This is a genomic window from Pseudomonas sp. Leaf129, assembly GCF_001423465.1.
Lineage (GTDB): Bacteria > Pseudomonadota > Gammaproteobacteria > Pseudomonadales > Pseudomonadaceae > Aquipseudomonas > Aquipseudomonas coleopterorum.
Map to the genome: position 1 here is coordinate 532,889 of NZ_LMOC01000001.1, position 26,490 is coordinate 559,378.

Consider the following 26,490-nt stretch of genomic DNA (forward strand, 5'->3'; position numbering starts at 1 on the left):
CCATAGGCTCGAAGATGTAGACCGTTGGTTTTCAGGCATGGAGCGTCTATGAGTTCCGATCCCCCGACCTTTGCCAAGTTCGGCAAAGGCTCCACGTCCATGCTCGATGCCGCTTCGCTCGAAGCGATTCTGCAGCAGGCCCGTGACTGGTCCCACAGCACCGCGTGGGCCTGGTACCGGGCCGGTGAACAGTTGCACCTGGAAGGTCAGGGTGACCCGCAGCGCCATTGGCCGCTGGTCCTGGCCAACCACGAGCTGCAGCGTTTCTGCGACAGCTGTGGGCTGCAGCTATGGCCAACCGGGCAGGGCGAGGCGGTGCTCGGCTGGCTGATGGCGCCATTGCATATTCCCCATGACGGCGCTTTGGCCGACCTTGCCACAGCGATTGGTCGGCAGGTCCAGACCGATGCCCTCGCCCGGGCGCAGATCACCCAGCGCGTGCTTTACGAAATCACCTACCTGGCCAGCTCCACCCGTGACCGTGGGATCTTCCTGGTGGGTGTGCACAAGCTGCTGGCCACCTTGATCGATGCGGAAAACTTCTACCTCGCGCTCTACGATGAGCAAAGCGGCAAGATCACCTACCCTTATTACGTCGATGTGATCGATGTCGAGGCGCTCGAAGCAGAGAACTACGAGTACCTCATTCCCGACCACCTGTCGTTGACCGGCCAGGTGTTGACCAGCGGCCAGCCACTGTTGATCGACGCCAAGGGCATTGCCCTGGCCGGGCGTCAGGGACGTTTCCACTGTGTCGGGCATATTCCCGAATTCTGGATGGGCTCGCCGCTCAAGAATGCCCGTGACGAAGTGTTCGGCATGATCGCCATGCAGGTCTACGACGTCGAGCGTGCATACAGTGCCGAAGACCGCGCCTTGTTTCTGGTCGTGGCCCGGCATGTGGCCATGGCGCTTGACCGTATCCTGCACCGCGCCGACCTGGAAGAAACGGTGTCGCGCCGTACCCAGGAGCTGTCCCAGCTCAACGCGGCGCTGCGCCTGGAAGTCTCGGAGCGCAAACGTGCGGAGCATTTGCAGGTGGCGCTGTTCCAGATCGCCGAGTTGTCGAGCAAGCCCGGCGAACTCGATGGCCTCTATCACAGCCTCCACGTAATCGTCGGCGACCTGCTGTATGCGCGCAATTTCTACATCGCCATCTTCGACGGCGAAAGTGGTGAAGTGAGCTTTCCCTATTACGTCGACGAACAACTCACCGGGCGACCGCAGCCGCGTCGTGGCCGGCGTGGCCTGACCGAGTATGTGATTCGCCAGCGCTGCGCTTGCCTGATCGACTTCGACGCGGCCACCCGCTTGATGATCCAGGGCGAAGTCGATGACACCCGCGAACCGATCCGCTCGCAATCCTGGCTGGGCGTTCCGCTGTTCGATGACGACCGCGTACGCGGCGTCCTGGTGGTGCAGAGTTACGCCAGCGAAGTGCACTACACCCTGCGCGACCAGGACCTGCTGACGTTCGTGTCGCGCCACATCGATACCGCACTGTCCCGGCGCAGCGCGGCCGAAGCCATCTATGAGGCGAACCTGCGCCTGGAAGCCCGTGTCCAGAGCCGAACTCGCGAGCTCGACCACGCCAATGCCAAGCTGCAGTACGAAAACGCCCACGACGCCCTGACTGCGCTGCCCAACCGCATCCATCTGCAACAACGTCTGGCACAGGCGTGGCATGAGTATTGCGCCAATGACCGTGAGTTGGTGGTGATGTTCATCGATCTTGACCGTTTCAAAATGGTCAATGACAGCTTTGGCCATCATTTCGGCGACCAGCTGCTCCTGGAAGCAGGGGCCCGCCTGCGCAGTTGCCTGCGCGAGGATGACCTGCTGGCCCGCTTGGGCGGCGATGAGTTCGCCGTGCTGGCACCGGGCTCGAGCCTGGAGGAGGCCGTGGAGATCGCCGAACGCATCCTGGTGGCCTTCGATCGCCCGTTCTTCATCAATGGGCACGAAGTGTTCTCGTCTTGCAGCATCGGCATCGTCGGCGCCGACAGTCAGTTCCACAGCGAACCCGCCGACCTGTTGCGCGATGCCGACAAGGCCATGTACCGGGTCAAAAGCGCCGGCCGCGACAGCTATGCGGTGTTCAACCAGGCACTGCGCCGTGAAGTGTCCGACCAAGTCGAACAGGAAGGCGCGCTGCGCAATGCGCTCAAGCGCAGTGATGAGTTGCTGCCGTATTTCCAGCCGATCGTCGATGTCCAGACCGGTGAGGTGCAGGCACTGGAAGCATTGATTCGCTGGCATCAGCCGGATGGACGCATCATCGCGCCAGGACACTTCCTGCCGGCGCTCGAAGGTCTGCGGCTGATCGGTCGTCTCGACCTGTACATGCTTACCCGCGTGGCGCAGATTCTTGCCGAACCCGCCCACGCACACTGGCCTCCGGTGCATGTGAACTGTTCCAGCTACAGCATCACCCGCAGCGGTTTTGCCGATGAAGTGCTCGCCGTACTGGCGCGCCACCAGGTGGACGCCTCACGGATCTGCTTGGAGTTGACCGAGGGTGCGCTGGTGGCCGAGCCGGCCATGGCCCAGCGCACCATGCAGCAGTTGGCCGAGCATGGCATGAGCGTGGTGCTGGACGACTTCGGCGCCGGTTTCTCTTCGCTCAGTTACGTCCACCAATACCAGTTCAATGGCCTGAAGATCGACAAGTCGTTCATTCTCGAGTTGACCGGCAGTTCGCGCAGCCGGGCCATCGTCCGCGCCATCGTGCGCATGGCCGAGTCGCTGGGCTTGACCGTGGTGGCCGAAGGGGTAGAGGACCTGGCCACTCTGCAGCTGCTGCGCGAGATGGGTGCATCTCAGGCGCAAGGTTATTACTTCGCCAAACCCGCTGCCATGCAGGACCTTGATCTTACAGGGTGGAAGGCTGTCGTGACGGCAGTGCCACGGCCTGGCGTATTACATGACCTATGATCGGCGAAATCGTATTTTGAGAAACCAACCATGACCAACGTTGCAGCCAGGTACGCCGATGTGGTGATCATCGGAGGTGGCCTGAGCGGGACCCTGCTGGCCGTGCAGTTGCTCAGGCAGCCGCGCGGACAGCGTATTGTGATCATCGAGCCGCGTACCGAGTTGGGCCGTGGGGAGGCCTACAGTGCTACCGAACTGGGCCACACCCTGAACGGCAACGCAGCGCGCATGAGTGTCGACCCGGACAATGCCGACGACCTGACCCAATGGCTTACCCAGTTCGTCGACAATGGTGGTTGGCCCGAATCGGCCGAGCAGAATCTGCCTGTCGCGGAACTGTTTCCACCGCGCGGCATCTTCGGGCTCTACGCCCAGCAACGCCTGGCTGAGGCCCGCGCCCTGGGCCTCCGCTACGGCTCTACGGCGGAGCATGTGCAGGCGGAGGCGATCGACGTGCAGACGCACGGTGAGCAGGTCGAGGTGACTCTGGATGAAGGTCAAGTGTGGTTTGCACCCCACGCCGTGCTCGCCACCGGTATGTTTCCCGCTGCACGCACTGCTGTGAAGGCGCCCGGCGGACTGAACGCCGCCGCTATCGATCCGTGGGACGTGCAAACCATGCGAACGCTGGATCCGCAGGCGCGGGTGCTGATCATCGGTTCGGGGCTGACGATGGTCGATGCGGTGGTCTCCCTCGACCGCGCCGGTCACCGCGGCCCGATCACGGTGATCTCGCGGCACGGCTTGTGGCCTCATGTGCGTCGTCAGCCGCCGGCCTGGCCAGACTTTCTGGCGGCAGCCAGCGACTTGAGAAGCCCGCGCCAGCTCATGGCCGAGGTGCGCAATCAATGCCGCCAGGCGTTGCAGCAGGGAGTCGACTGGCAAGCGCCGCTGGACACCGTGAGGGTGCACATCGCACGGCTCTGGAGCCAGGCCAGCGAGCGGCAGAAACGGCAGTTCGTGCGCCATGTACGGCCATGGTGGGAAAGCCACCACCACCGCTCGCCACCGCCGAGCGATGCGCTGCTGCAGAAGGCCATCGCCGAAAGGCGGCTTACCCTGCAGGCGGCCTGCTACCTGAGCGCCGAAGGCACGACCTTGACCATCCGCCGCAGGGGTGAGTCGGCGCCTGTGCAACTGCACGGTGACGTACTGATCAATTCCAGCGGTATCGAGTATGACTGGCGTCGCGTCGATAAGCCGTTGCCGCGCCAGCTATTGGCGCGTGGTCTGGTCAAGCCCGGGCCGCTCGCATTGGGCCTGCTGGCTGACGATGAAGGGGCCTTGCTGGACAGCGACGGGATTGCCAGTCGGCGTCTGTTCGCCATGGGGCCGCCGCTGCGTGGGATGTGGTGGGAGAGCACTGCAGTGACGGATGTGGCGGCTCAAGCCAAACGGCTGGCCACCACCTTGCTGGAGCCCGACTGAAGCAGGGGCGGTGGACGCCGCTGCTTCACGGGTCGATCAGTCGTTGGGTTCGGTCGTGTTGACGTAAGGCGGGACCTTGGCCAACGGCAAGTGTCGGGCTTGATCGGCTTGTATCCCCTTGCGTGATGGCAGCGGTTCCAGCTTCTGCACCTCGCCGGTCTGCAGCGAGCGCTCGATGGCTGCCAGCACCCGCACATCACGCCAGCCTTCGTCGCCGTCCGCTTCAGGCTGGCGATCCTCCAGGATGCACTGGGAGAAATACTCGGTTTCGCCACCGAACTGATCGACGACCGGGAAGGTATGTTCCTGCTTTTCGCCGTCGATGATCGAACGATAGGCGATGGCCACGCCCTCGCCGAAACCGAAGCACGGCGAGGCCTCGAATTCACCTTGAGTGCCGATCAGTTGGAAGCGCTCGGTCGCCGGCAGGCTGAAGCTGACGGTGAAGGTCGCTTGCCGTTGTTCGGCGAAGCGTAGCGTGACGCTGACGGTGTCGGACGTATTGATGGGACGCCCGGGTGTTAGTGCGCCCACGGCGTGCACTTCCAGCGGCTCGCCGCCGAACAGGTTGCGCACGGCATTGAGCGGGTAGGGCCCCATGTCGGCAGCCGGGCCGGCCCAGAAACCACTTTTCATTCGATGATTTTCCGCATCGGTGTGCTGAGTGAAGGTGGCGGTAAACAACCGGGGCTCGCCAATATCACCGTTGCGCACCCGCTGTACCATCTCCACGGTGCCGGGCTCGCAGTGCAGGCGGTAGGCGATCATCAGCTTGGCGTTGCCCCGTTCGGCGGCGGCGTTGATCGCCAGGCAATCTTCCTCGCTGGCTGCCATGGGCTTCTCCAGCAAGACATGGATACCGGCTTCCAGCGCCGGAACAGCGAATTCGCGATGGCGGAAATTGGGCGTGGCCAGGTAGATCGCATCGATTTCGCCGGACGCCAGCAGTTCGGGAAACTGCTCGTAGCTGTAGCTCTTGAGGTCATACAGCGCGGCCAGTTCGTCGGCCTTGATCGGGTCGCCGGTCACCAGTGCGGTCATCACCGAGTTGCGGGTCTGGTCCACACCGGGCATGAATGCACCTTGCGAAATCCAGCCGCCGGCAACCACGGCATAACGAATCTTACCCTGAGCATCAGGCATGGTTTGGGCCTCCTTGTATCACCCGCGAAATGCGTAGTGTCTAGGAAGTCGGCAAGCACGAAGGGCAGGAGTTCCCGAAGATTGGGAGGAGGGGGTGAATCGAGGTGGTGCGAGGTGCGGGAATCGAACCCGCACAACCAAAGGTCGTCAGATTTTAAGTCTGATGCGTCTACCAATTTCGCCAACCTCGCATGCTCGCGCATCATACTGATAAGGCTGGGAAATGTCATGCCCTAATGCCGCGCAACGATTGTCTGCGGTGAGCTCCCACATGCTAATAATCATTTCGCCATTATTGCGTGCGAACCTCCCGGTCCTCGCCTTTGTTTGCTAAAGTGGTCGCTGATTGAAAAAAGTTTTCATATGCCACGGTTGGCGACCATGCAATGGCTTGCAGCGCGCTGATGGGCCGCCAGGAGATACACTGTGACATCCAGCCAGACTTCGGTGTTGCTCGCCGCTGCCCTCGAGCAGTGCGCGCGCGAACCCATCCGCACACCGGGCAGCATTCAGCCGCAGGGCTTCATGATGGCGCTCGATGCCGCCGCCGAGCGCGTGCTGCAGGTCAGCGACAACGTGCGTCATTGGTTGCAGCTCGAGCCTGCGCACGTGCTCGAATGCGCCGTTGCAGACCTCTTCGAGCAGGGCAGTAACCTTTCGGCGCGCCTGGCCGCCTGGCCCGGAGAGGAGCGGCAGCCGTTCCATTTCGCCGATGTGCGTTTCGTGCCAGGCGGCCACCCGCGCGCCATGGCGATGATGGTGCACCGTGCCGACGGCGTCATCATTGCCGAGTTCGAGCCCGCCGCCGACGAGGCCCATGCCTATGGTGCCCTGTATCCGTTGGTGCGGACTTTCATCAGCCAGTTGCACAATGCGGCAGACATCATCGAGCTGTGTCAGCGCTCGGTGGTCGAGGTCAAGCGCGTGACCGGCTTCGGCCGCGTCAAGGCCTACAGCTTCGATGCGGCCGGTAACGGCACGGTGCTGGCCGAAGTGCGCGATGACAACTATCCCAGCTACCTGGGGCTGTGCTTTCCGGCCTCGGACATTCCAGCCCAGGCCCGGGAGCTCTATTGCAGCAACCGTATCCGGGTGATCGAAGACGCGAACTATCAGGCCTCTCCGCTGGTGCCGTCCGACAACCCCCTCACCGGCGCGCCGCTGGACCTGAGCCTCGCGGCCTTGCGCAGTGTTTCGCCGGTACACCTGCAATACATGCGCAACATGCAGACCATGGCCTCGATGTCGATCTCGATCGTGGTCGACGGTCAACTCTGGGGTCTGATCTCCTGCCACCACGACCAGCCCCATGCGGTGGGCTTCCAGACCCGTACGGCCTGTGAGCTGTTGGGCAGCGTACTGTCGCTGCAGATCGAGACCAAGACCGTCCACGCGCAGAACGAGCGCATGCTCGAACTGCGCCGCCACATCGTCCAACTGCTCTCGGCCATGGCCGACAGCGATAGCGTGCGTGCCGGCCTGATGGCTTTGCCGGAAACCTTTCTGGGCTTTACCCGCGCCAGTGGCGCGGCGATCATCGCCGAGGCGCGCTGCGAGTTGCTAGGCGATACGCCGCCCCAGGCGATGGTCGATGCTTTGGCGCTGTGGTTGGCTGAGCGCGGCGGACAGGAAATCTTCCACAGCGACAACGTTGGCCGCGACGTCCCCGATCTGCCGGAGCTGGCTCGGTACTGCGGCGGTGTCCTGGCCGTAGCCATTTCCGAAATCCATTCGCACTACCTGATCTGGTTCAAACCCGAGCAGGCCCGTACCGTCACTTGGGCGGGCCGTGCGGAAAAGAGTCTGGACAGTTCCGGGGTACTCAACCCGCGTGCCAGTTTCGAGAGCTGGCGCCAGGAAGTCAGTGGCTTCTCCAGCCCCTGGGATGCGCTTGAAATCGAAGGCGTACATGAGCTGCGCACTGCCGTGCTGGGCATTGTGCTGCGCAAGGCCGAGGAACTGGCGCAACTGGCGGGGGAACTGAAGAAGTCCAACAAGGAACTCGAAGCGTTCTCCTACAGTGTTTCCCACGACCTGCGTGCACCGCTGCGGCACATCGCCGGCTATGCCGAACTGCTCACCGACTTCGAAGGGCCCAAGCTGTCCGAACGGGGCTTGCGCTTCCTGGAACACATCGGCGAATCGGCACGGTTCGCCGGGACCTTGGTCGACAACTTGCTGAGCTTTTCCCAGATGGGGCGTTCGGCCTTGCGCTTCACCGACGTCGACCTGAATGCGCTGGTCGAATCGATCCGCCTGGAGATGCGACCCGACTACGAAGGTCGCGATCTGCAATGGCACGTCGGACCCTTGCCGCGTCTGGTGGCCGATGCCGCTTTCGTGCACCTGGCGCTGCGCAATCTGCTGTCCAACGCCATCAAGTACAGCCGCACCCGCGAACACGCCGTGATCGAAGTGGGTGCCTACCAGCAGGACGCCGAGACGGTCATTTTCGTACGCGACAACGGCGTCGGTTTCGACATGGCCTACAGCGGCAAGCTGTTCGGCGTGTTCCAGCGCCTGCACCGCATGGAAGAGTTCGAAGGCACCGGCATCGGCCTGGCGAGCGTGCGCCGCATCATCGAACGACACGACGGCCGAGTCTGGGCCGAAGGTGCCCTGGATCAGGGTGCAACTTTCTACATGGCGTTGCCCAGACGCGCACATTCCGCCAGCACGAATCAACCGAGGTAAGCGATGCTCAAACCCATTCTTCTGGTCGAGGACAATCCCAAAGACCTGGAGCTGACCCTGGTAGCGCTGGAGCGCAGCCAGCTGGCCAATGAAGTGATCGTCATGCGCGACGGCGCCGAAGCGCTGGATTACCTGCTGCGCCGTGGCACCCATGCCAAACGCGACGAAGGTAACCCAGCGGTGTTGCTGCTTGATCTGAAGCTGCCGAAAGTCGATGGTCTGGAAGTACTCAAGATCGTGCGCGAGACCGCTGAGCTGCGGAGCATCCCTACTGTCATGCTGACCTCCTCCAAAGAGGAGCCTGATCTTGAGCGCGCTTACTCATTGGGAGTGAACGCCTACGTGGTGAAGCCGGTCGAATTCAAGGAGTTCGTCTCGGCCATATCCGATCTGGGCATCTTCTGGGCGGTCCTGAACGAGCCCCCACCGGGTTCGTCGCGAATCATTCGCCGTCCCGGCTCCTGATCCCGGATCACGCTGCCAGCGGTCCGGATCGCAACCGCACGCAGCGTGCCCAATGGCGCACGGATGGCGCACAGAGCGCCATACTCCAGTCACGTTTTCGGAATTCTATGTCGCCCAAGCCCTTGCAATTGCTGTTTGTGGAAGACAGCACTCACGACGCCGAGCTGGCGCTGCTGAATCTGGAGCGCGCCGGTCTGTCCGTCGAGCCTACTTTGGTGTTCAATCATCAGGCCGTAGAGCAGGCGCTGGCCAATGGCACGTTCGACCTGATCCTGTGCGATTACATGTTGCCGGGCTCTTCGGGACCTCAGGTATTGCAGGCAGCGCAACGGCTGGCGCCGATGACACCCTTCATCTTTTTGTCCGGTGTCTATGGCGAAGAGCACGCAGTCGAGATGATGCGCCAAGGCGCCATCGACTACGTGCTCAAGCAGAACCTGAGTCTGTTGCCTCGGGCTATCCAGCGGGCGATGGACGAAGTCCACGAGCGTCGTCGTCGACGTAGTGCGGAGCGCTCGCTGCAGCACGCTGAAGTCCGCGCACACATTGCCACCAACGCCGCGCGCATGGGCATTTGGGATTATGCGCCGCTCACCGATACGCTTCTGTGGGACGAGCGCTGCCGGGAGCTGTACGAACTGCACCCCAACACTGAAGTGAACATCCAGCTGTTCCTCGACCACTGCCACCCGGATGATCTGCCTGTGGTACAGGAACGCATGGCGGCGGCGCTAACCGTGGACGACCAGCATCGCTTTCATATCGAATACCGCGTGCGTCTGGACAGCGGCACCCTGCGCTGGATCGCCAGCCATGGCCAGGCCTTCTTCGAAGACGGCGTGTGCGTGCGCTTCACCGGTGTCATCCAGGACGTCACCGAGCAGAAGCAGGCGACTCAGGCCCTGCAACAGCTCAACGAGATGCTCGGTGAGCGCGTGGTCAAGCGCACTCGCGAACGCGACCGTACATGGGAGCTGTCCCGCGAGCTGCTGGGCGTGATGCGTTTCGATATGTCACCCGTTTCGCTCAACCCCGCCTGGGAATCGACCTTGGGCTGGACCCGCGAACAGCTGGGCAACATGCAGCTGTGGGAAATCATTCATCCCGACGATCTCGCCGCCACACGTCGCGAAACCGAGAACATCGCCAATGGCAATGTCTCGACACGCTTCGTCAATCGCATGCGCCATGCCGACGGCGATTACCGCTGGTTGTCCTGGACCATCGTTCCCGATGAGGGCCTCATGTACGCGGCCGTTCGCGACATCACCGGCGAACGTGAAGTGCTGGACGAGTTGGCCGGGGCCAACCATCAATTGCGCGAGCAGATCGATGAACGTCAGCGCATCGAGGCCACTTTGCATCAGTTGCAGCGCCTGGAAGCGGTCGGCCAGTTGACGGCGGGCGTAGCGCACGACTTCAACAACCTGTTGACGGTCATCTTGGCCAGCACCACCTTCATTGCTCGGGATTTCGAAAAGGGCAAGACCGAACGCATCCAGGGCCGTTTGCAGAACATCAAGGAAGCCGGTGAGCGTGGCGCCAAGCTGACCGGCCAGCTGTTGGCGTTCTCCCGTCGTCAGCGTCTGGAGCCGGTTGCGGTGAACCTCAATGGTACCGTGGAAGGCATGATCGAGCTGTTGCAGCGCACCTTGGGTGGCAGTATCTGGATCGAGACCGACACCGCGCCCGACCTCTGGAATGCTTTGGTCGACCCGACCCAGACCGAGATGATCATTCTCAACCTGGCGATCAACTCGCGCGATGCGATGCCTGGCGGCGGCACACTGCGCCTGTCCACGGCCAATGAAACCGTCAGCATGCCCGCCCAGCGTCCGGAAGATCCGGAACCTGGCAACTATGTCGTGCTGTCGATCCAGGACTCGGGGACAGGCATGAGCCAGCAGGTACTGGCCAAGGCGTTCGAGCCGTTCTTCACCACCAAGGAAGTGGGCAAGGGCTCAGGCCTGGGCCTGGCCCAGGTGTTCGGGTTTGCCAAGCAGTCGGGCGGGGGCGTGGCGATCATGACGTCGCCGGGCTATGGCACCACGGTCAAGGTGTACCTGCCAGGGGTTCCCGACCAGCTATTGACCCGTGAAGACGAGGCGGTCGACGTTGCCGCTGCTCAGCAGGGCGGCGAACGCCAGACCATCCTTCTGGTAGACGACGACCATGACGTGCGCGAAGTGACTGCCACCATGCTGCAAGGGCTGGGTTACAGCGTGGTCGAAGCTGATAGTGCCGAGCAGGCTTTGAACAAGCTCGACCCCAATGTTGATCTGGTGCTGACCGACTTCGCGATGCCTGGAACCAACGGCGGCGAACTGGCGCACATGATTCGTCGACGCCATCCGCGGTTGCCGATCGTTTTCATTACCGGCTACGCCGAGTTGGAGGGGCTGGATTCCGAGCACTATCCACTGGTGCAGAAACCATTCCGCGAGCAGGATCTGGCCAGCAAGCTGCGTGCTGCGTTCGGCGCCTAGTGGCCTGCGGTCTTGGGCTCGGTTTTCGGGATCATGGGCACGCCAGCCTGGATCCGCTCATGGATTTCCTGGCGATGCACGGCAACATGGCGAGGTGCATCGATGCCCAGACGGACCTGTCCGCCCTTTATGTCGATGATGGTGATGAAGATATCGTCGTCGATCACGATGCTTTCGTCGGTGTTGCGCGTCAAGATCAGCATGATGGGCTCCCTGCGCTTGAAGACGGGTGTTCAAGGGCTGTCTGATTAGTGACGCGTGAGCCGTAGGAATAATTCCTTTTTATAATCTGTCTCAATTGCCAGGGCGTCTTTGGTCAGGGTTTTCTGAACCTCGTGGCGTCCAACCGGTCACTTACTTACATAAGGCACCGCCTTTATTACCCACATGAGGTAGGCATATGACAGACGTAGAGTTGCAAACCACTCCGCAGTTCGAGGAATGGGACAAATCGTCGCAGAACTATGTGGACGAACAAGTTCGCCATGAAGAAACGCTCAAGAACGGCTGCCATATCGTGGTACGCGCACGCAAGATCGCCGAAGACAAGGTGTCCGTGTTCTTCGGAACCTATGGCCCAGACGGCCGGGTGATCAAGGAGCAAACCGAAATACGCGATGGATTGACGTGCGCGAAAGATGCGCTGGATTTTGCGACCGACAAAGCGAAACGCCACGCTGGCGGTGGGGCAGGGGCTCCGGACGATAATCATCACCAGGCAACACCTATCTGACACTCACTTCGCGCCGCGCTGCATCCTGGCTCGAGCCAGGTGCATGGCGGCGCATCAGGGACTGCGGCAGTAGCCGATCAGGCTTTGCTATCTCCCTTTTCCGGAGCAGGACTACCTGCCTGGATACGCTTGAAAATCTCTTCTCGGTGTACCTGTACATCCTTCGGTGCATCGATGCCGATTCGCACCTGCATCCCTTTCACGCCCAGGATAGTAATCTTGATGTCGTCATGAATGACGATGCTTTCGCCTACCTTGCGGGTGAGTATCAGCATGAACGGCTCCTTGATTCCTTTGCTTAGAATTTATCCGGTGTATGAAGTGTGTCCATTGCTACCTGAATAGGAGCGCGGCACGACAAATTTAATTCCCTCGAAGCGCCGGGTTTATGAACATTCGGCAGCCATGGCGCAACGAGTGGTAACAGGTGCCAGTATGGCGTGCTTCTTGGCAGGCGCCTAGCAGATTGGCATTACGTTTGGTTTATGGGTGTGATAGTGGCACTCTTGCCACCATCATCGTTTGAAACCTTCAAGGTTGCCATTGAGTACGCTGACCACTCAACTTTCTGTCGAGAAAACTGGCTGCGCTGATCAATGCCAGATGGCTCAATCCCTGAGGCGTATTGCCCAGATGATGACCATGCCGATCGAACTCTTCGGCGAATAAGCCCAGCGGGTTGGCATAGCGCAGCAATTGCTGAAACTCCAGATGCGCTTTTTCCACCTGTCCGGCCCTGGCCAGACATTCCACGTACCAAAATGAACAGGCCGTGAACGCACCTTCATCGCCCGGCAGGCCGTCGTCCTGACGGTAGCGATAGACCATGCCGTCACGCACCAGCGTGCGCTCGATCGCCGCCAGCGTGCTGAGCCATTGCGGGTCGCTGGCACCCACGAAACGCACCAACGGCATCAATAGCATCGAGCCGTCGAGTTCGACACCGCCCAGCTTCTGTACGAAGTGTCCGGCGTCGGCGTTCCAGAAATGGGTCCAGATATCGTCGTGAATCGCCTGCCGTTCCTTGTCCCAACGCTCGAACGGTGCTGGCAGGGAGCGTTTTTCGGCCAAGCGTAACGCCCGATCGATGGCCACCCAGCACATTAGCCGGGAATGCAGGTAATGCTCGGGTGGGTTGCGCATCTCCCAGATACCGACATCCTTCTGCTGCCAGCTGCTGCAGACCTTGTCGACGATGTGGGTGACGTGTTTCCACCCCTCATGGGAAATGGCTTCGCCGTATTTGTTGGCCAGGTACACCGCATCCAGCAATTCACCGTAGATATCGAGCTGGACCTGATCATGGGCACCGTTGCCCACCAGCACGGGACGGGCACCACCGTGCCCGCTCAGGTGATCGAGTTCCGATTCGGGCAGCTCCTCGCGGCCATCCAGGCCGTATACCACACCCAGGCGGGCCGGTTCGTCGGTGCATTCGCCGACCCTATCGCGCACCCAGCGCATGTAGTCGTTGGCCTCCGTGGTGAACCCCAAGCGCATGAACGCGTATACGGTGAACGACGCGTCCCGGATCCAGGTATAGCGGTAATCCCAGTTGCGTACGCCACCCGGCGCCTCCGGCAGACCAAACGTGGCCGCCGCAATGATTCCGCCGTGCCGGCGTGACGTCAGCAGCTTGAGCGCCAAGGCAGAGCGGTCGACCATTTCCCGCCAACGGCCCTTGTAGTTCGAATGGCCGATCCAGTTGCGCCAGAACGCCAGGGTTTCTTCCAGACAGCTCTGCCCCGTGCCGGCGCTCACCATGGGGTCTTCTTCGCCACCCAGGATGAATTCGGCGCATTCGCCTTCCTTGAGTTCGAACACGGCAATGGCGCTGTGCTCGTCGATGCTCAGGGCCTGGGTCGCCGACAGACGCAAAGTGGGCTGACCTTCGGCGCGGAAGCAAACGTCCTCGCCGCTGGTGTAGGCCTGGGTATCGGCGCGGCTGTAGTCGTGCCGAACCCGACAACGCAAGCGAATGGTGGCCGTGCCATTGCGCGCCTCGACCCGGCGGATCAGCCGGGGCAGGGCGTCGGCAACGGCGGCGACTGGCATCAGGTCGGTGATCTCGATCACCGCGTCGTGGTCGATCCAGCGCGTCTGCAGAACATTGCTGTCGGGCAGGTAGATCTGTTGCCGGCGTGCACCGGGCAGGTCTGGGGCCAGTTCGAACACACCGGCACGATCGCAATCGAGCAGGGCGGTGAATATCGAGGGGCTGTCGAATTCGGGCCAGCAGCAGAAGTCGATGCTGCCATTGTCGGCGACCAGTGCGGCGCTGCGCATGTCGCCGATGATGCCGTGGGCCTCGATGGGGCTTTGCGTAGTGCTGCAGACATCTTTAGCCATTGTTTCGGAACCCCGGATACAGGCTCATGCCGCCGTCGATGAACAACGTGGTGCCATGTATGTAGTCACTCAGATCGGACGCCAGCCAGACCACTGCGTTGGCAACGTCGTCCACTTCGCCGACGCGACCGTAGGGAATCAACTCCAGCAGTTTCTTTTCCGCATCGCCCTGGGTGTTCTCTTCGTTGATCGCCGTGCGGATGGCCCCGGGTGCGATGGCATTGACGCGAATGCGCTGTTCGCCCACTTCCTGGGCAATGCTGCGCATCAGCAGGTCGATACCGCCTTTGGACGCGGCATAGTTGACGTGGCCTGCCCACGGAATGAGCTGGTGCACTGAACTCATGTGAATGATCTTGCCAGCTGCGCGGGATAGCCACGAGCGCGGGCCTTGGCTCTGGAACTGGCGCAAGGCAGCACGAGCGCACAGGAACTGGCCGGTGAGGTTGACTTCGATCACCTTGTTCCAGTCCGCCAGGGTCATGTCGACCGTGGCGGCATCGCGTTGCAGCCCTGAATTGGCGATCAGGATGTCCAGGGCGCCATAGGTGTCGATGGTCGTGGCGAACAGACGCTCGACGTCATCTTCCTTGGACACGTCCGCGCCCACCGCGATGGCCTTGCCACCCGCTTCGCGGATCTGCGCGACGAGTTTTTCGGCAGGCTCTGCGTGGGAGTTGTAGTTGACCACCACGCTGGCACCGGCTTCGGCCAACGCCTTGGCAGCTGCGGCACCCAGACCGGAGCTGGCGCCGGTGACGAGGGCAACCTGTTTATCCAATGAAATCTGCATCCGGGATGTTCCTCCGATAATGGCGTTTCAATGCTGACTGGTAACGCGGTGCGGGAGTTCAGCCTGGAAACGTTTGGGCACGAATGCCATGCGCAGATGCCTAAACTGCATGACGGCCCAATATGTCGTCCGCGCACTGCCAGGAGAAGTACCGTGACTACCGAGAATAAAGAATCCGATCGCGAAGACCTCGACCACAAGCCGGAAAATGCCGGCAAGGTTGGTGAAGAGCACAAGCGCGAGAATCAGCAAGGTGAGAAGGAACGCACTCCATCCGATGAAGGCCAGAGCAAACCTGTCGGTTGAGTAGCGCTCGGCAGCCCCGATCCTTCAGGGCTGCCGGCCTGCTACACGGGTTCCGCCAGAGCGCTTTGCAAGTAAGGTGCAGTCTGACTGGCGCTGGCCTTGGCCACTGCTTCCGGCCTCCCGGCTGCAACCACCTCGCCGCCTTGGTCACCGGCTTTGGGTCCGATATCGATCACCCAATCGGCCTGAGCCACCACACGCATGTCGTGCTCCACCACGATCACGGTGTTGCCAGCATCGACCAGGTGATTGAGTTGCTGCATCAGCCGGTCGACATCGCTGGGGTGCAGACCTGTGGTGGGTTCATCGAGTACATACAACGTAGCGCCGCGCTGAGTGCGCTGCAGTTCGGTGGCCAACTTGATACGTTGCGCTTCACCGCCCGACAGCTCGGTCGCAGGCTGCCCCAGGCGTAGATAGCCCAAGCCGATGTCGCGCAGCACGCTCAAGGGACGCAGCACCGCTGCCTGCTCGGCGAACACCTCACAGGCCTGCAGAACGGTCAATTGCAGCACGTCGGCGATCGTACGTCCTTCCCATTTCACCGCCAGGGTCTTGGGGCTGTAGCGGGCGCCATGACAGGTCGGGCAGGGGCTGAAAACGCTGGGCATGAACAGCAACTCGACGCTGACGAAACCTTCACCTTCGCATTCCGGGCAGCGCCCCTTGGCCACGTTGAACGAGAACTGACCGGCGTCGAAGCCGTGACGACGGGCATCCTTGGTGGCAGCGAACAGTTTGCGCACGTGATCGAACAGTCCGGTGTAGGTGGCCAGGTTCGAGCGCGGTGTGCGGCCGATCGGTTTCTGGTCGACCTGCACCAGTCGCTTGATGTGATCCATACCCTCGACGATGTGGCCCGATTCGGTCTGCGGCGCGGCGTCTTCCAATACGTCCTCGACTTCTTCCTGGGCCTGGCCCAGGTGTTCACCGACCAGCTCCAGCAACACTTGGCTGACCAGGCTCGACTTGCCCGAGCCGGAGATACCGGTGACGGCGGTGAAGCATTGCAGGGGAAACTCTGCAGCCACCTTGCGCAGGTTATTGCGGCTGACATCCGCCAGCTTCAGCCAGCGGGTGGTGTCTCGACGTGGGCGCGGCAATGGCGCGGCGCCGCCGTGAAGGTACGCACGGGTCTGCGAGGCGTCTATCTGAGCCAGGCCCTGGGGCGGGCCGCTGTAGAGCACCTGGCCGCCCTGTTCGCCGGCTAACGGCCCGACATCGACCACCCAGTCGGCGCGCGCCATAGTATCCAGGTCGTGCTCGACCACGAATAGAGAATTGCCTGCCGCCTTCAGTCCCTGCAGAGCGGCATGCAATGACTCGCCGTCGGCCGGATGCAGGCCGGCAGTGGGTTCGTCCAGCACATAGACCACGCCGAACAGTTGCGAGCCCAGCTGGGTAGCCAGGCGCAGGCGCTGCAGCTCGCCGGACGACAGCGTCGGCGTGCTGCGTTCCAGCGACAGATAGCCCAGGCCCAGATCGATCAGGGTGTGCAGGCGACCGAGCAGGTTTTGCGCGAGCTGCTGAGCAGCCAGACGCTTTTCCTCGCTGAGTCGCTTGCCCACTTGCTGACCCTCGGCCACCGGCTTGAGTTTCTGCGCGAGTTGGCTGAGCGGCAGTTGCGAGAACTCACCGATGTCCAGGCCGGCAAAGGTCACGCTCAGTGCTTCAGGTTTGAGCCGTTTGCCGGCGCAGACTTCGCACGCCGCGCCGATCATGAACTGGCTGACGCGCTTCTTCATCAGCGCGCTCTGCGAGTGAGTGAAGGTGTGCAGTACATAGCGTCGGGCTCCGGTGAAGGTGCCCTGATAGCTGGGTTCCATCTTGCGCTTGAGCGCTTCGCGGGTCTGTTCCGGCGTCAGCCCGCCATACACCGGCACGGTCGGGGTTTCTTCGGTGAACAGGATCCAGTCGCGCTGTTTCTTCGGCAGGTCGCGCCACGGTACGTCCACGTCATACCCCAGGGTCACGAGGATGTCGCGCTGGTTCTGGCCTTGCCATGCCGGCGGCCAGGAAGCCACCGCGCGCTGGCGAATGGTCAGGCTGTCGTCGGGTACCATGGTTTTTTCGGTTACTTCGTACACCCGGCCCAGTCCATGGCAGTGCGGGCATGCACCTTGTGGGGTATTGGGCGAAAAATCCTCGGCGTAGAGCAACCCCTGGCCCGGCGGATAGGCACCGGCTCGGGAATAGAGCATGCGGACCAAACTGCCCAGGGTGGTGACGCTGCCCACCGAGGAGCGGGTGCTGGGCGTGCCGCGCTGCTGCTGTAAAGCGACGGCAGGCGGCAGGCCTTCGATGCTGTCGACGTCGGGCACGCCGACCTGATCGATCAGGCGTCGAGCGTAGGGAGCGACCGATTCGAAGTAGCGCCGTTGCGCCTCGGCGTACAGGGTGCCGAATGCCAGCGATGACTTGCCCGAACCCGATACCCCGGTAAAGACCACCAGGGCATCGCGCGGGATATCGACATCGACGTTCTTGAGGTTGTGTTCGCGGGCGCCGCGAACCTGGACGAAGCCGCTGGGAGCGGTAGGTTTCATGAAAAGCCTTGGAATGGATGAGCAGTGCAATAACCGACCGCAGTCTGCACCCACAATTCCGGAAGCCTTCTATGAGCGACTTTACGCAGCCGCTACCAGTCGTTCGAGAAACGTCGCCAGGGCGACCTCTTCCAGACGCAGCCCCTTGCGTTGGCGAGGTTTGGGCAACTTCGCCAGCTCGCCCATGACGAAATGCTCCAGCACCTTGGGGTGGATGTAGCATTTGCGACACACCGTCGGGGTATTACCCAGTTGCTTGGCCACCGCTTTGACCATGTCGACGATGTGCTTCTTCGCATCGGGTTCGGGCTGCCAGTGCAGCTCACGCAACATGGCCAGGGCCAAGGCACTGCCTGCCCACGTGCGGTAGTCCTTGGCGGTGAAATGAGCGCCAGTGATCTGGTGCAGGTAAGCGTTCACGTCGTGGGAGCTGACGCTGTGCCGTTGGCCATCCTCGTCAAGGTACTGGAACAGATTCTGCCCCGGCAGCTCCATGCAGCGCTTGACGATGCTGGCCAGGCGCCGGTCCTTTACCGTTACCGAGTGTTCGACGCCACTTTTGCCCCTGAATTGAAAGGCAATGGTATGGCCTTTGACCTCGACATGCTTGTTGCGCATCGTCGTCAGTCCGTAGGACTTGTTGTCTCGGGCGTACTGGGTGTTGCCGACGCGAATCAGCGTGTTGTCGAGCAACGACACCACCGCCGCCATGACCTTGTTACGATCCAGCCCCGGTGCGGCCAGGTGTGCCTCCAGTTGCCGGCGCACCTTGGGCAGCATCTTGCCGAACTCGATCATGCGCGAATACTTGTCTTCATCGCGCACTTCGCGCCAGCGCGGATGGTAACGGTATTGCTTGCGTCCGCGAGCATCGCGTCCGGTTGCCTGCAGGTGACCTTGGGGGTCGGCACATATCCACACATCGGTGTAGGCCGGCGGGATGACCAGCGCGTTGATGCGCTTGATTTCGGCCTCGTCGCGAATGCGTTCGCCATCTGCCGTGAAGTAGGCGAAATGGCCACGCACTGTCTTGCGGCGCAGGCCCGGCAGGGTGTCGTCAACGTAATGCAGATCGGCAGGAAGTTCGATTTCGAGAAGGTCGGACATTTGTGCGCAAAACCATGGCCTGTGTCTGCAATGGACCGCGGCCACGCGCGGAAGTCCCGTCGGCGATGTTCGAAGAATGTTCGCTAGAAGCAAGCGTAGGAGATTTCCCCGAAAGCTTGGGAATTGTCCGGCTTTCGTGTCAGCACGTCCCGGTAATACTGGCGCCGCTGCACAAGGGGGCACTGGGAGCGTGGCCATCCTACGACGCTAGGGAAAATTTCACTCAAGGGTTTCGGAACCTTCCCATAGCCAAATCGGAATAAGCCGACCGACGTCGTCCGCGATTTACGGAACACTCCTACAGCAGGTGGCCTCGTCCTGCGCTTGACCACTGTCCCCTGATCCAGAACCAGAAGAGGCGCTGCAGAACGCTGCAAAGGAAGCACGCGCCGGGCACGCAAGCGCCGTCCGGCGCCCTCGCAATCAGGAGAAAGACATGCGTACAGCACTGATAATCGACGATCACCCGTTCATCCGGTCAAGCGTCAAACTGTTGCTCAAGCAGGAAAGGTTCAGCGTGGTTGCAGAGGCAAAGGACGGTGTCGATGGAGTCTTGATGGCCAAGACACACCATCCCGATCTGATTGTCCTCGACATCTCCCTGCCCGGGCTGGACGGCATGGACGTCATCGCCCGGATCAAGGAACTGGGGGCCAGCAGCCGAATCGTCATTCTCACCTCCCAACCTGCCGAGCATTTTTCCCTGCGCTGCATGAAGCTGGGCGCCATGGGCTACGTATCCAAGTGCGATGACCTCAACGAACTGCGCAAGGCGGTAACGGCCATCGGTACCGGATTCACCTACTTCCCGGTGGTTGCTTTCAGCTCGGTGCGCAACAGCGATGCGCTGGTCAGTGAGGCGGACAGCATCGCGCGCCTGACCAACCGCGAGCTGACCATCCTCCAGCACCTGGCCCGCGGCCTGAGCAACAAGGCCATCGGCGAGCTGATGCTGCTCAGCAACAAGACCGTGAGCACGTACAAGTTTCGCCTGATGGACAAGCTGCAGATGGGCTCACTGGTCGAGCTGGCCGAGCTCGCCAAACGTAACTTTCTGGTTTGACGGGTGAGTTGATGAGCCTGATGGCGAGGACCGGTCGTGGCGTTCGCTGCATGCTTGTGTGGCTGGCCGGTACGGCACTGGTCCATGCCGAGATGCTGCCGTTGCACGGCCGGTCACAGCCCGAGATTGCCTGGTTCGACCGCCTGCAGGTCCAGTTGGCCGACCGCGATCGGCAGTGGCTGCGGGCGCGACGTACCTTGCGGGTGGGCGTCAGCCGCCCCGATTACGCGCCGTTCGACCTGTCCGCCAACGGCGCCAGCTATGAAGGGGTGAGCGCCGACTATCTGGCCCTGCTGGCACGGCTGCTCGAGTTGCAGGTGGAGGTGCAGGCCTATCCGTCCCGTGAGCTGGCGATGGCCGCGCTCAAGGCGGGCGAGGTCCAGGTGCTGGGCACCGCCAGTCGTCGTGAAGCACTGCGTCACGGCCTGCTGCTCTCGAGCCCCTACATCGAGGACCGGCCGGTGCTGGCCACGCGCCAGGAGTCCGCGCTGAACGCCGATCCTGCCTTGCCGGTGCGCGTCGCCCTGGTACGAGACCATGTTTCGCCCAGTGAGGTGCGCGAACGTTTCCCGACGGCCCAACTGCAATTTCACCCAACCCCCCTGAACGCCATGGCAGCAGTGGCGTACCAGCAGGCAGACCTGTTCGTCGGCGGGGCCCTCGCGGTGTTCCATCAGGCCGATGGCAGCCAGTTGCCCGCCTTGCGCCTGCAATCGGCGGTGGGCATCGAGGGGCACGCCTTCGGCTTTGCCGTCGGCCCGCACGATGCGCGCCTGCTGCGGGTATTGGACAAGGCCTTGGCGGTGATACCGGATGAGGCACGGGCGAGCATTCTGCGACGCTGGAGCGTCGAGCGTCCGGACGTGGCGGAGCCTGCGGCATTGCCCTTGAATGCAGTGCAGCGCCAGTGGCTGGCCGGACGTCGAGAACTGCGTGTGCTGATGGATCCGCGTTTCGTGCCCGTCAGCTACCGCGACGATCAAGGCCGCTTCGCCGGTGTGGCTGCCGACGTGCTGCAACAGATTGCCCGGCGCACCGGGCTGGCCATCGAAGTGATCGAGGGCACTTCCCTGACGCGCATGAGCGAAATGATCGAGCGCGGTGAGGCCGACCTGATCGCAGCGATGATCCCGAGCCCCGAGCGGCAGACCCGCCTGGCGTTCAGCCGAGGGTTCCTGAGCAGCTCACCGGTGCTGGTCACCCGTGAAGGCCAGCGAGGTCTGACCTCCCTGGAGCAGGCCAGCGGCAAGCGAATAGTGCTGGTGGAGGGCAGTCGTGTGCATGAATGGCTTCAGGAACACTACCCCTCGATCACCCGACTGGACGCGGTCAGTACGGCCGCGGCACTGGCCATGCTCGACCGCGGCCAGGCCGACGCCGCAGTGCTGCCCTTGATCGCCGCGCGCTACATGATCGCGCGACAATACCGCGAGCGGCTGCGCATCAGCGTGGCGCTGCCGCTGGCCCCGGTCCATTTCGCCTTCGCCGTATCACCGCAGGCTCAGGTGCTGCAATCGATCCTCGACAGTGCCCTGCAGGACATTCCTCCGCCGCACATGAGCGAGCTGACACGCCACTGGCGCACTGAAATGATCGTCACCGACGGCCTTTGGCAGCGCTACCGCTGGGCGATCATGCAGGGATTTGCCGCAGCTTTGCTCCTGCTGTTGCTGGCGTTGGGCTGGGTCAGCTACCTCAAGCGCCTGATCCGCCAGCGCGTGGATGCCGAGCGTGCGTTGACCACGCAACTGGAGGTCATGCGGGTGATGATCGACGGCACGCCCCATCCGATCTACATCCGCGATCGCCAGGCGCGTCTGATCAACTGCAACACCGGCTACCTGCAGGCCCTGGGCGTCACCCGCGAGGCCATACTGAACAAGCCGCTGGCCGGCTATGGGTTGCTTCAGGAGGCCCATGCACAGGTTGCGCAGGACATATACATGCAGGTCATGGAGCGCGGCGAACCGGTGGTCGAGGACCGCACGCTGACGCTGCAATCAGGTGAGGTGCTGATCATCCACCACTGGATGTTGCCTTACCGCGGTGTCGACGGCCGCATACAGGGCCTGATCGCCGGGTGGGTCGATATCACCGAACGTCAGCGCCTGTGCGAAGCCTATCGCGAAGCCCAGGCCCAGGCCGAAGCAGCCAACCAGGCCAAGACCACTTTTCTGGCAACCATGAGCCACGAGATCCGGACGCCGATGAACGCCGTGCTGGGCATGCTCGAACTGGCCCTGAAGAAAGCCGAGCAGGGCATGCTCGACAAGCCGGCCCTGGAAGTCGCCTCGCAATCGGCCAACGGTCTGCTCGCGCTGATCGGCGACATTCTCGACGTCACCCGCATCGAAGCCGGGCGGCTGGAACTGCTGGCCGCGCCCTGCCAGTTGGGACAACTGGCAGGGGATACCGTCGGCCTGTTCCAGGCCCAGGCCCGGGAGAAACACTTGCGGCTCAAGCTCGACATGCTGGGTGCACCCGATACCTGGCTCAGCGTCGATCCGGTGCGCTTCAAGCAGATCATCGCCAACCTGCTCAGCAATGCGATCAAGTTCACCCGCGAGGGACAGGTCACGGTGAGCCTCGGCGTCTGGCCGCAGACCCACGGCGCGCGGGTCGAATTGAGCGTGGAAGACAGCGGTCAAGGTATCGCTCAGGCCGATCTGGCCCGCCTGGGCGCTCCTTATCGGCAGGCTGCCGGCGGCCGCGGCAGCCGTGTCGGCGCCGGGCTGGGCCTGAGCATCTGCCGTAGCCTGGCGGCGCTGATGAAAGGCCGATTGGAACTGCACAGCGTGCTCGGCTGTGGCACTCGGGTCCAGGTACAGTTCGACGCGGTACCCCGCGCCATCGCCCCGCAGCAGATCGCCCGCGAGACGTCGCGCAGCAACTTGCCGGCGCTGCAGGTGCTGGTGGTCGATGATTACCCGGCCAACCGATTGCTGCTGGAGCGTCAGCTGACTTTTCTCGGTCATCGCGTAACGGTCGCCGAACACGGCGCCGCCGGTCTGCGCGCCTGGTTGCGGGGTGCCTACGACGTGGTGATCAGCGATTGCAACATGCCGGGTATCAACGGCTATCAGTTGGTCAAGGCCGTGCGCGAGCACGAGCGCCGGAAGAAACTGGAGCCGTGTCTGTTCCTCGGCTGCACGGCGAACGCGCAGATACGCGAGCGCCTGCGCTGCCTCCAGCAAGGCATGGACGACTGCCTGTTCAAGCCATTGAGTCTGGAAAGTCTGGCACTGCACCTGGATCCACATCGCGCACGCCGCAGGGTCGAGACAGAAGATGATGAGGTGGACCTCGGCAGCCTCGATCAACTGACCGGCGGCGATGCAAGTTCCCTGCGGCGCCTGCTCGATGATCTGGCCGAGAGCAACCTGCAGGACCTCAAGCGCCTGCATTCGTTGGCGCAACCCTACGCCATCGGCGAGGTGGCGGAACTGGTGCACCGAATCAAGGGCGGCGCCCGCATCGTCCGCGCTCGACGGCTGCTGGCGGCCTGCGAAGCACTGGAACAGGCCTGCACGGCTCAGCCTTCGGCCGAACGGATGCGTCGCGGGGTCGAGGATCTGGCGGCTGCCATGGTCAGCCTGGACGACTATCTGAAACGGCACGAAAGATCCGGCAAGGCGTAGGAATTTTCCAGTGCGTATTGGGAATTTGCCTGCATCCCGCGGATGGCACGGAGTTGAACATAGGCATGAAGAAACAGGGGCATGAGGTAACAGGGGAAGTGATCGTGTCAGATATCAAGCCAACGGTGTTACTGGTCGAAAGTCATGGGTTTCAGCGTGCGATCGCCGTGCGGATGCTCAATCAGCTGGGTTGCAGTTGCGTGTATCAAGCGCAGACCAGCGAGCAGGCGGTGCAGTTGCTGCGCGAGCACCAGCCCATCGACGTGCTGGTGTGCAACGTCGATGTACTGGGGGTGGGTGCCTTGCGCATTATCCAGGAGGCGGTCACCCGCAAGCGTGTGCGCGCGGTGCTGATAGGTGGCGGACTCGATCCGGAGGTGCGCACCGGGCTGTACCAGTGGGTGTCGATGCTGGGTGTCGAGTATTTGGTGGATGCCGGCAGCCCGTTGGACTTTGATCGGTTGCAACGTTTCTTCGCGGCGTTGAACACGCCACGCGAGGCGGTCCTGGCAACACCGTCGACAGTGCGCATCAGCCGTGCCGAGGTGCAGGCGGGGATCGCCAGCGGCCAGTTCGACATCTGCTTTCTGCCGCGTTGCACGGTTGCCGACGGGCGTATTCGCAGTGTCGATGCGCAGTTGAGCTGGCGGCACCCGCGGCACGGCCCGCTGGCCATGTCGCAGTTCTGCCCGGCGGTGGAGCGGGCAGGGCTGGGCAATGCGCTGCTGTTGTACATGGCCGAGCAGGCGGTAGAGGTTCAGCATCAGCTTGCCGATGCCGGTCTGCAGGTGGGGTTGAGCCTGGGCATGCGACTCGAGCAGCTGGGTCATCCACCGCTGATGAACGAGTTGCTCGGCATACTGCGCGGACATTTGACGGGCAAGCATCGCGTGGCACTGGAGCTCAGCCATGTCGGGCTGGCGCGGCCCAAGGCCGAATACTTGGAAACTCTGCTGCGAGTTCGGCTCATGGGTTGCGACCTGGGCATGCAGGGCTTCGGCTTCGGCGGGGCGTCGCTGCAGCGCCTGTGTCAGTGGCCGATCAATCAGTTGCGTCTGGCTGCACCGTTTCTGCTCGAAGCGCCGCATCAGTCGCGCCACTTGGCCGTGGTCCAGCACATGTCGGTCGCCGCGCGTACCTTGGGCATCGAACTGACGGTGACCGGCGTGCAGAGCGCGGTACACCATCTGCTGCTATACGACCTTGGCTGCCTGCGCGGCCAGGGCGACTATTTCGCCGCACCCCTGACCGCCGCCACCCTGCAGCAGCGGCTCCAGCAACCCAGGACGCTGCAACCCATACGCCGCGAGTAGCCCCGCCCGGACGCATCACGCGCCTCGCCGGCCCTGTAGCAGCGGCGCGAGTCGCGTCCGGGTTTGTGGCGTTCTTTCAGGCGTACCGCATCCACCGTTGACGCGGCTTGCGCCGCTGCTACAGGGGATCGCGGTTTCTGTAGCAGCGGCGCGAGCCGCGTCCGGGTTTGTGGCGTGCTTTCAGGCATACCGCGTTCACCGTTGACGCGGCTTGCGCCGCTGCTACAGGGGATCGCAGTTTCTGTAGCAGCGGCGCGAGTCGCGTCCGGGTTAGTGGCGTTCTTTCAGGCGTACCGCATCCACCGCCGACGCGGCTTGCGCCGCTGCTACAGGGGATCGCGGTCTCTGTAGCAGCGGTGCTGCGGAGTGTCAGATCCGCCGTGTGCGGCAATCACGCGGTTTGGTGCGATCTTCAGGCCAACACGGCAACGGCCTTGATCTGGGCCCAGGCCTGCAAACCTGCCACGACGCCCAACTGGTCCGCCGAAAAGCGGGTGATCCGAGCCAATATCAAGGTCTCACCCGCGCGCAGGCTGAGCTGTACGTGCGCTGGATTATGTGCCGCCGACACCTGCTCGACGGTAACGGCAAAGCGATTGAGAATGCTGCTGGCGTCGTCCTGGCTCAGGCTGAGGCTGACGTCCCGGGCCTGGATCTTGATCCGCACAGTCTCGCCATCGGTCCTGAGTTCGTGAGCGACACGCAGGGGTTCGACAGCGCCGGGCAATTGCAGTGAGAGCAGTTGGTAAGTGGGATCGTAGCCCTGCACCCTGGCCTGGACCACCACCCCGGCATCGGCTTCCTGCGCCATGGGCAGGTCGAGGCGCGCCAGGGTCGGGCCCAGTGGCCCGCTGGCCAGCACCCGGCCCTGTTCCAGCACCACCAGGTGGTCGGCCAGACGCGCGACTTCGTCCTGCGCGTGGCTGACGTACACCACCGGAATCTCCAGCTCGTCGTGCAGCCGTTCCAGGTAGGGCAGGATTTCACCCTTGCGTCGGCTGTCCAGCGCGGCCAAGGGTTCGTCCATCAGCAACAACCTGGGGCTGGTCAACAGCGCCCGAGCGATCCCCACACGTTGCCGCTCGCCACCGGACAGATGCGCCGGCTGACGTTCCAGCAGGTGTTCGATGCCCAGCAGACTGCACGCCTGATCGAGCGCGACCTTGCGCTGCTCAGGCTGGATTCGGCGCCAACCGTATTCCAGATTGCCGCGCACCGAGAGATGCTCGAACAAGCTGGCCTCCTGAAAGACATAGCCCAGCGCCCGCTTGTGCGGCGCCACGAAAATGCCCCGGGCGCTGTCCTGCCAGACCTCGCCGTTGACCTCTATGTAAGCGTTCGCAGCCTGCGACAAGCCGGCCAGGCAGCGCAGGCAGGTGGTCTTGCCTGAGCCTGAATCACCGAACAGCGCACTGACCCCGCGCCCCGGCAGTTGCAGGTCGACGTTCAGCGAGAACGCGCCATAGGTCATGTCGATACGGGCATGGATCAT

At 62.6% G+C, this 26,490-nt stretch carries 18 protein-coding genes and 1 tRNA gene; 10 read left to right on the top strand and 9 right to left on the bottom strand.

The window, feature by feature from the left end; genetic code table 11:
- Nucleotides 1-99: 99 nt before the first annotated feature.
- The gene (locus ASF66_RS02355) at nt 100-2,934 is read left to right on the top strand and encodes a bifunctional diguanylate cyclase/phosphodiesterase (protein WP_082484548.1); all 2,835 of its coding nucleotides are present in this window, start codon (nt 100-102) and stop codon (nt 2,932-2,934) included.
- A 30-nt stretch (nt 2,935-2,964) separates the two neighbouring features.
- Nucleotides 2,965-4,362 (top strand): FAD/NAD(P)-binding protein, encoded by a 1,398-nt coding sequence (locus ASF66_RS02360; protein WP_056842559.1) that lies wholly within the window; start codon nt 2,965-2,967, stop codon nt 4,360-4,362.
- Between the two features lie 36 nt (nt 4,363-4,398).
- Here the strand turns inward: ASF66_RS02360 and ASF66_RS02365 are convergent, their stop codons facing one another.
- Both ASF66_RS02365 and ASF66_RS02370 read right to left on the bottom strand, forming a co-directional pair.
- The gene (locus ASF66_RS02365; RefSeq protein WP_056842560.1) at nt 4,399-5,505 is read right to left on the bottom strand and encodes a Gfo/Idh/MocA family protein; all 1,107 of its coding nucleotides are present in this window, start codon (nt 5,503-5,505) and stop codon (nt 4,399-4,401) included.
- Nucleotides 5,506-5,610: 105 nt separating this feature from the next.
- Nucleotides 5,611-5,696 (bottom strand) — tRNA-Leu (locus ASF66_RS02370).
- Between the two features lie 235 nt (nt 5,697-5,931).
- On the opposite strand from ASF66_RS02370, the gene ASF66_RS02375 reads away from it, so the two are divergent.
- The 3 genes from ASF66_RS02375 to ASF66_RS02385 all read left to right on the top strand — a co-directional run bounded on the left by ASF66_RS02375 (nt 5,932) and on the right by ASF66_RS02385 (nt 11,150).
- Entirely contained in the window at nt 5,932-8,199 is a 2,268-nt protein-coding gene (locus tag ASF66_RS02375; RefSeq protein ID WP_056842561.1) for an ATP-binding protein, read from the top strand.
- Between the two features lie 3 nt (nt 8,200-8,202).
- Nucleotides 8,203-8,664, top strand: a complete 462-nt coding sequence (locus ASF66_RS02380) for a response regulator (protein ID WP_056842562.1) — start codon at nt 8,203-8,205, stop codon at nt 8,662-8,664.
- Nucleotides 8,665-8,771: 107 nt separating this feature from the next.
- Complete coding sequence (locus ASF66_RS02385) at nt 8,772-11,150, top strand: hybrid sensor histidine kinase/response regulator (protein ID WP_056842563.1); 2,379 nt, start codon at nt 8,772-8,774, stop codon at nt 11,148-11,150.
- On the opposite strand, the gene csrA (ASF66_RS02390) is transcribed toward ASF66_RS02385, so the two are convergent.
- Nucleotides 11,147-11,353, bottom strand: a complete 207-nt coding sequence (gene csrA / locus ASF66_RS02390; RefSeq protein ID WP_056842564.1) for a carbon storage regulator CsrA — start codon at nt 11,351-11,353, stop codon at nt 11,147-11,149. The genes ASF66_RS02385 and csrA (ASF66_RS02390) overlap by 4 nt on opposite strands.
- 197 nt (nt 11,354-11,550) lie before the next feature.
- On the opposite strand from csrA (ASF66_RS02390), the gene ASF66_RS02395 reads away from it, so the two are divergent.
- Nucleotides 11,551-11,883, top strand: a complete 333-nt coding sequence (locus tag ASF66_RS02395) for a hypothetical protein (RefSeq protein WP_056842565.1) — start codon at nt 11,551-11,553, stop codon at nt 11,881-11,883.
- Between the two features lie 77 nt (nt 11,884-11,960).
- On the opposite strand, the gene csrA (ASF66_RS02400) is transcribed toward ASF66_RS02395, so the two are convergent.
- From csrA (ASF66_RS02400) to ASF66_RS02410, 3 genes are all read right to left on the bottom strand, one after another.
- Complete coding sequence (gene csrA, locus ASF66_RS02400) at nt 11,961-12,158, bottom strand: carbon storage regulator CsrA (protein ID WP_056842566.1); 198 nt, start codon at nt 12,156-12,158, stop codon at nt 11,961-11,963.
- 256 nt (nt 12,159-12,414) lie between these two features.
- Entirely contained in the window at nt 12,415-14,232 is a 1,818-nt protein-coding gene (locus ASF66_RS02405; RefSeq protein ID WP_056842567.1) for a glycoside hydrolase family 15 protein, read from the bottom strand.
- Nucleotides 14,225-15,025: a glucose 1-dehydrogenase gene (locus tag ASF66_RS02410; RefSeq protein ID WP_056842568.1), complete on the bottom strand. Its 801-nt coding sequence runs from the start codon at nt 15,023-15,025 to the stop codon at nt 14,225-14,227. The genes ASF66_RS02405 and ASF66_RS02410 overlap by 8 nt, the downstream gene beginning before the upstream one ends.
- Nucleotides 15,026-15,178: 153 nt before the next feature.
- Here ASF66_RS02410 and ASF66_RS22715 point away from each other — a divergent pair, with 153 nt between their 5' ends.
- The gene (locus tag ASF66_RS22715) at nt 15,179-15,331 is read left to right on the top strand and encodes a hypothetical protein (protein WP_177331280.1); all 153 of its coding nucleotides are present in this window, start codon (nt 15,179-15,181) and stop codon (nt 15,329-15,331) included.
- Between the two features lie 41 nt (nt 15,332-15,372).
- Here ASF66_RS22715 and uvrA read toward each other — a convergent pair whose 3' ends face one another.
- Both uvrA and ASF66_RS02420 read right to left on the bottom strand, forming a co-directional pair.
- Nucleotides 15,373-17,877, bottom strand: coding sequence for an excinuclease ABC subunit UvrA (uvrA, locus tag ASF66_RS02415; RefSeq protein ID WP_056842569.1), 2,505 nt, complete (start codon nt 17,875-17,877; stop codon nt 15,373-15,375).
- Between the two features lie 81 nt (nt 17,878-17,958).
- Nucleotides 17,959-18,984 carry a DNA topoisomerase IB gene (locus ASF66_RS02420; protein ID WP_056842570.1) on the bottom strand — a complete coding sequence of 342 codons (1,026 nt, stop codon included), beginning with the start codon at nt 18,982-18,984 and terminating at the stop codon, nt 17,959-17,961.
- A gap of 436 nt (nt 18,985-19,420) precedes the next feature.
- Here ASF66_RS02420 and ASF66_RS02425 point away from each other — a divergent pair, with 436 nt between their 5' ends.
- The 3 genes from ASF66_RS02425 to ASF66_RS02435 all read left to right on the top strand — a co-directional run bounded on the left by ASF66_RS02425 (nt 19,421) and on the right by ASF66_RS02435 (nt 24,998).
- Nucleotides 19,421-20,047, top strand: coding sequence for a response regulator transcription factor (locus tag ASF66_RS02425; RefSeq protein ID WP_049860194.1), 627 nt, complete (start codon nt 19,421-19,423; stop codon nt 20,045-20,047).
- Nucleotides 20,048-20,097: 50 nt separating this feature from the next.
- Nucleotides 20,098-23,685: a transporter substrate-binding domain-containing protein gene (locus ASF66_RS02430; RefSeq protein ID WP_056842571.1), complete on the top strand. Its 3,588-nt coding sequence runs from the start codon at nt 20,098-20,100 to the stop codon at nt 23,683-23,685.
- A gap of 104 nt (nt 23,686-23,789) precedes the next feature.
- On the top strand, nt 23,790-24,998 hold the full coding sequence (locus ASF66_RS02435; RefSeq protein ID WP_162240067.1) for an EAL domain-containing response regulator: 1,209 nt from the start codon (nt 23,790-23,792) through the stop codon (nt 24,996-24,998).
- A gap of 412 nt (nt 24,999-25,410) precedes the next feature.
- Here ASF66_RS02435 and modC read toward each other — a convergent pair whose 3' ends face one another.
- A complete protein-coding gene (gene modC, locus ASF66_RS02440; protein ID WP_056842573.1) occupies nt 25,411-26,490 on the bottom strand; it encodes a molybdenum ABC transporter ATP-binding protein in 1,080 nt (359 codons plus the stop codon).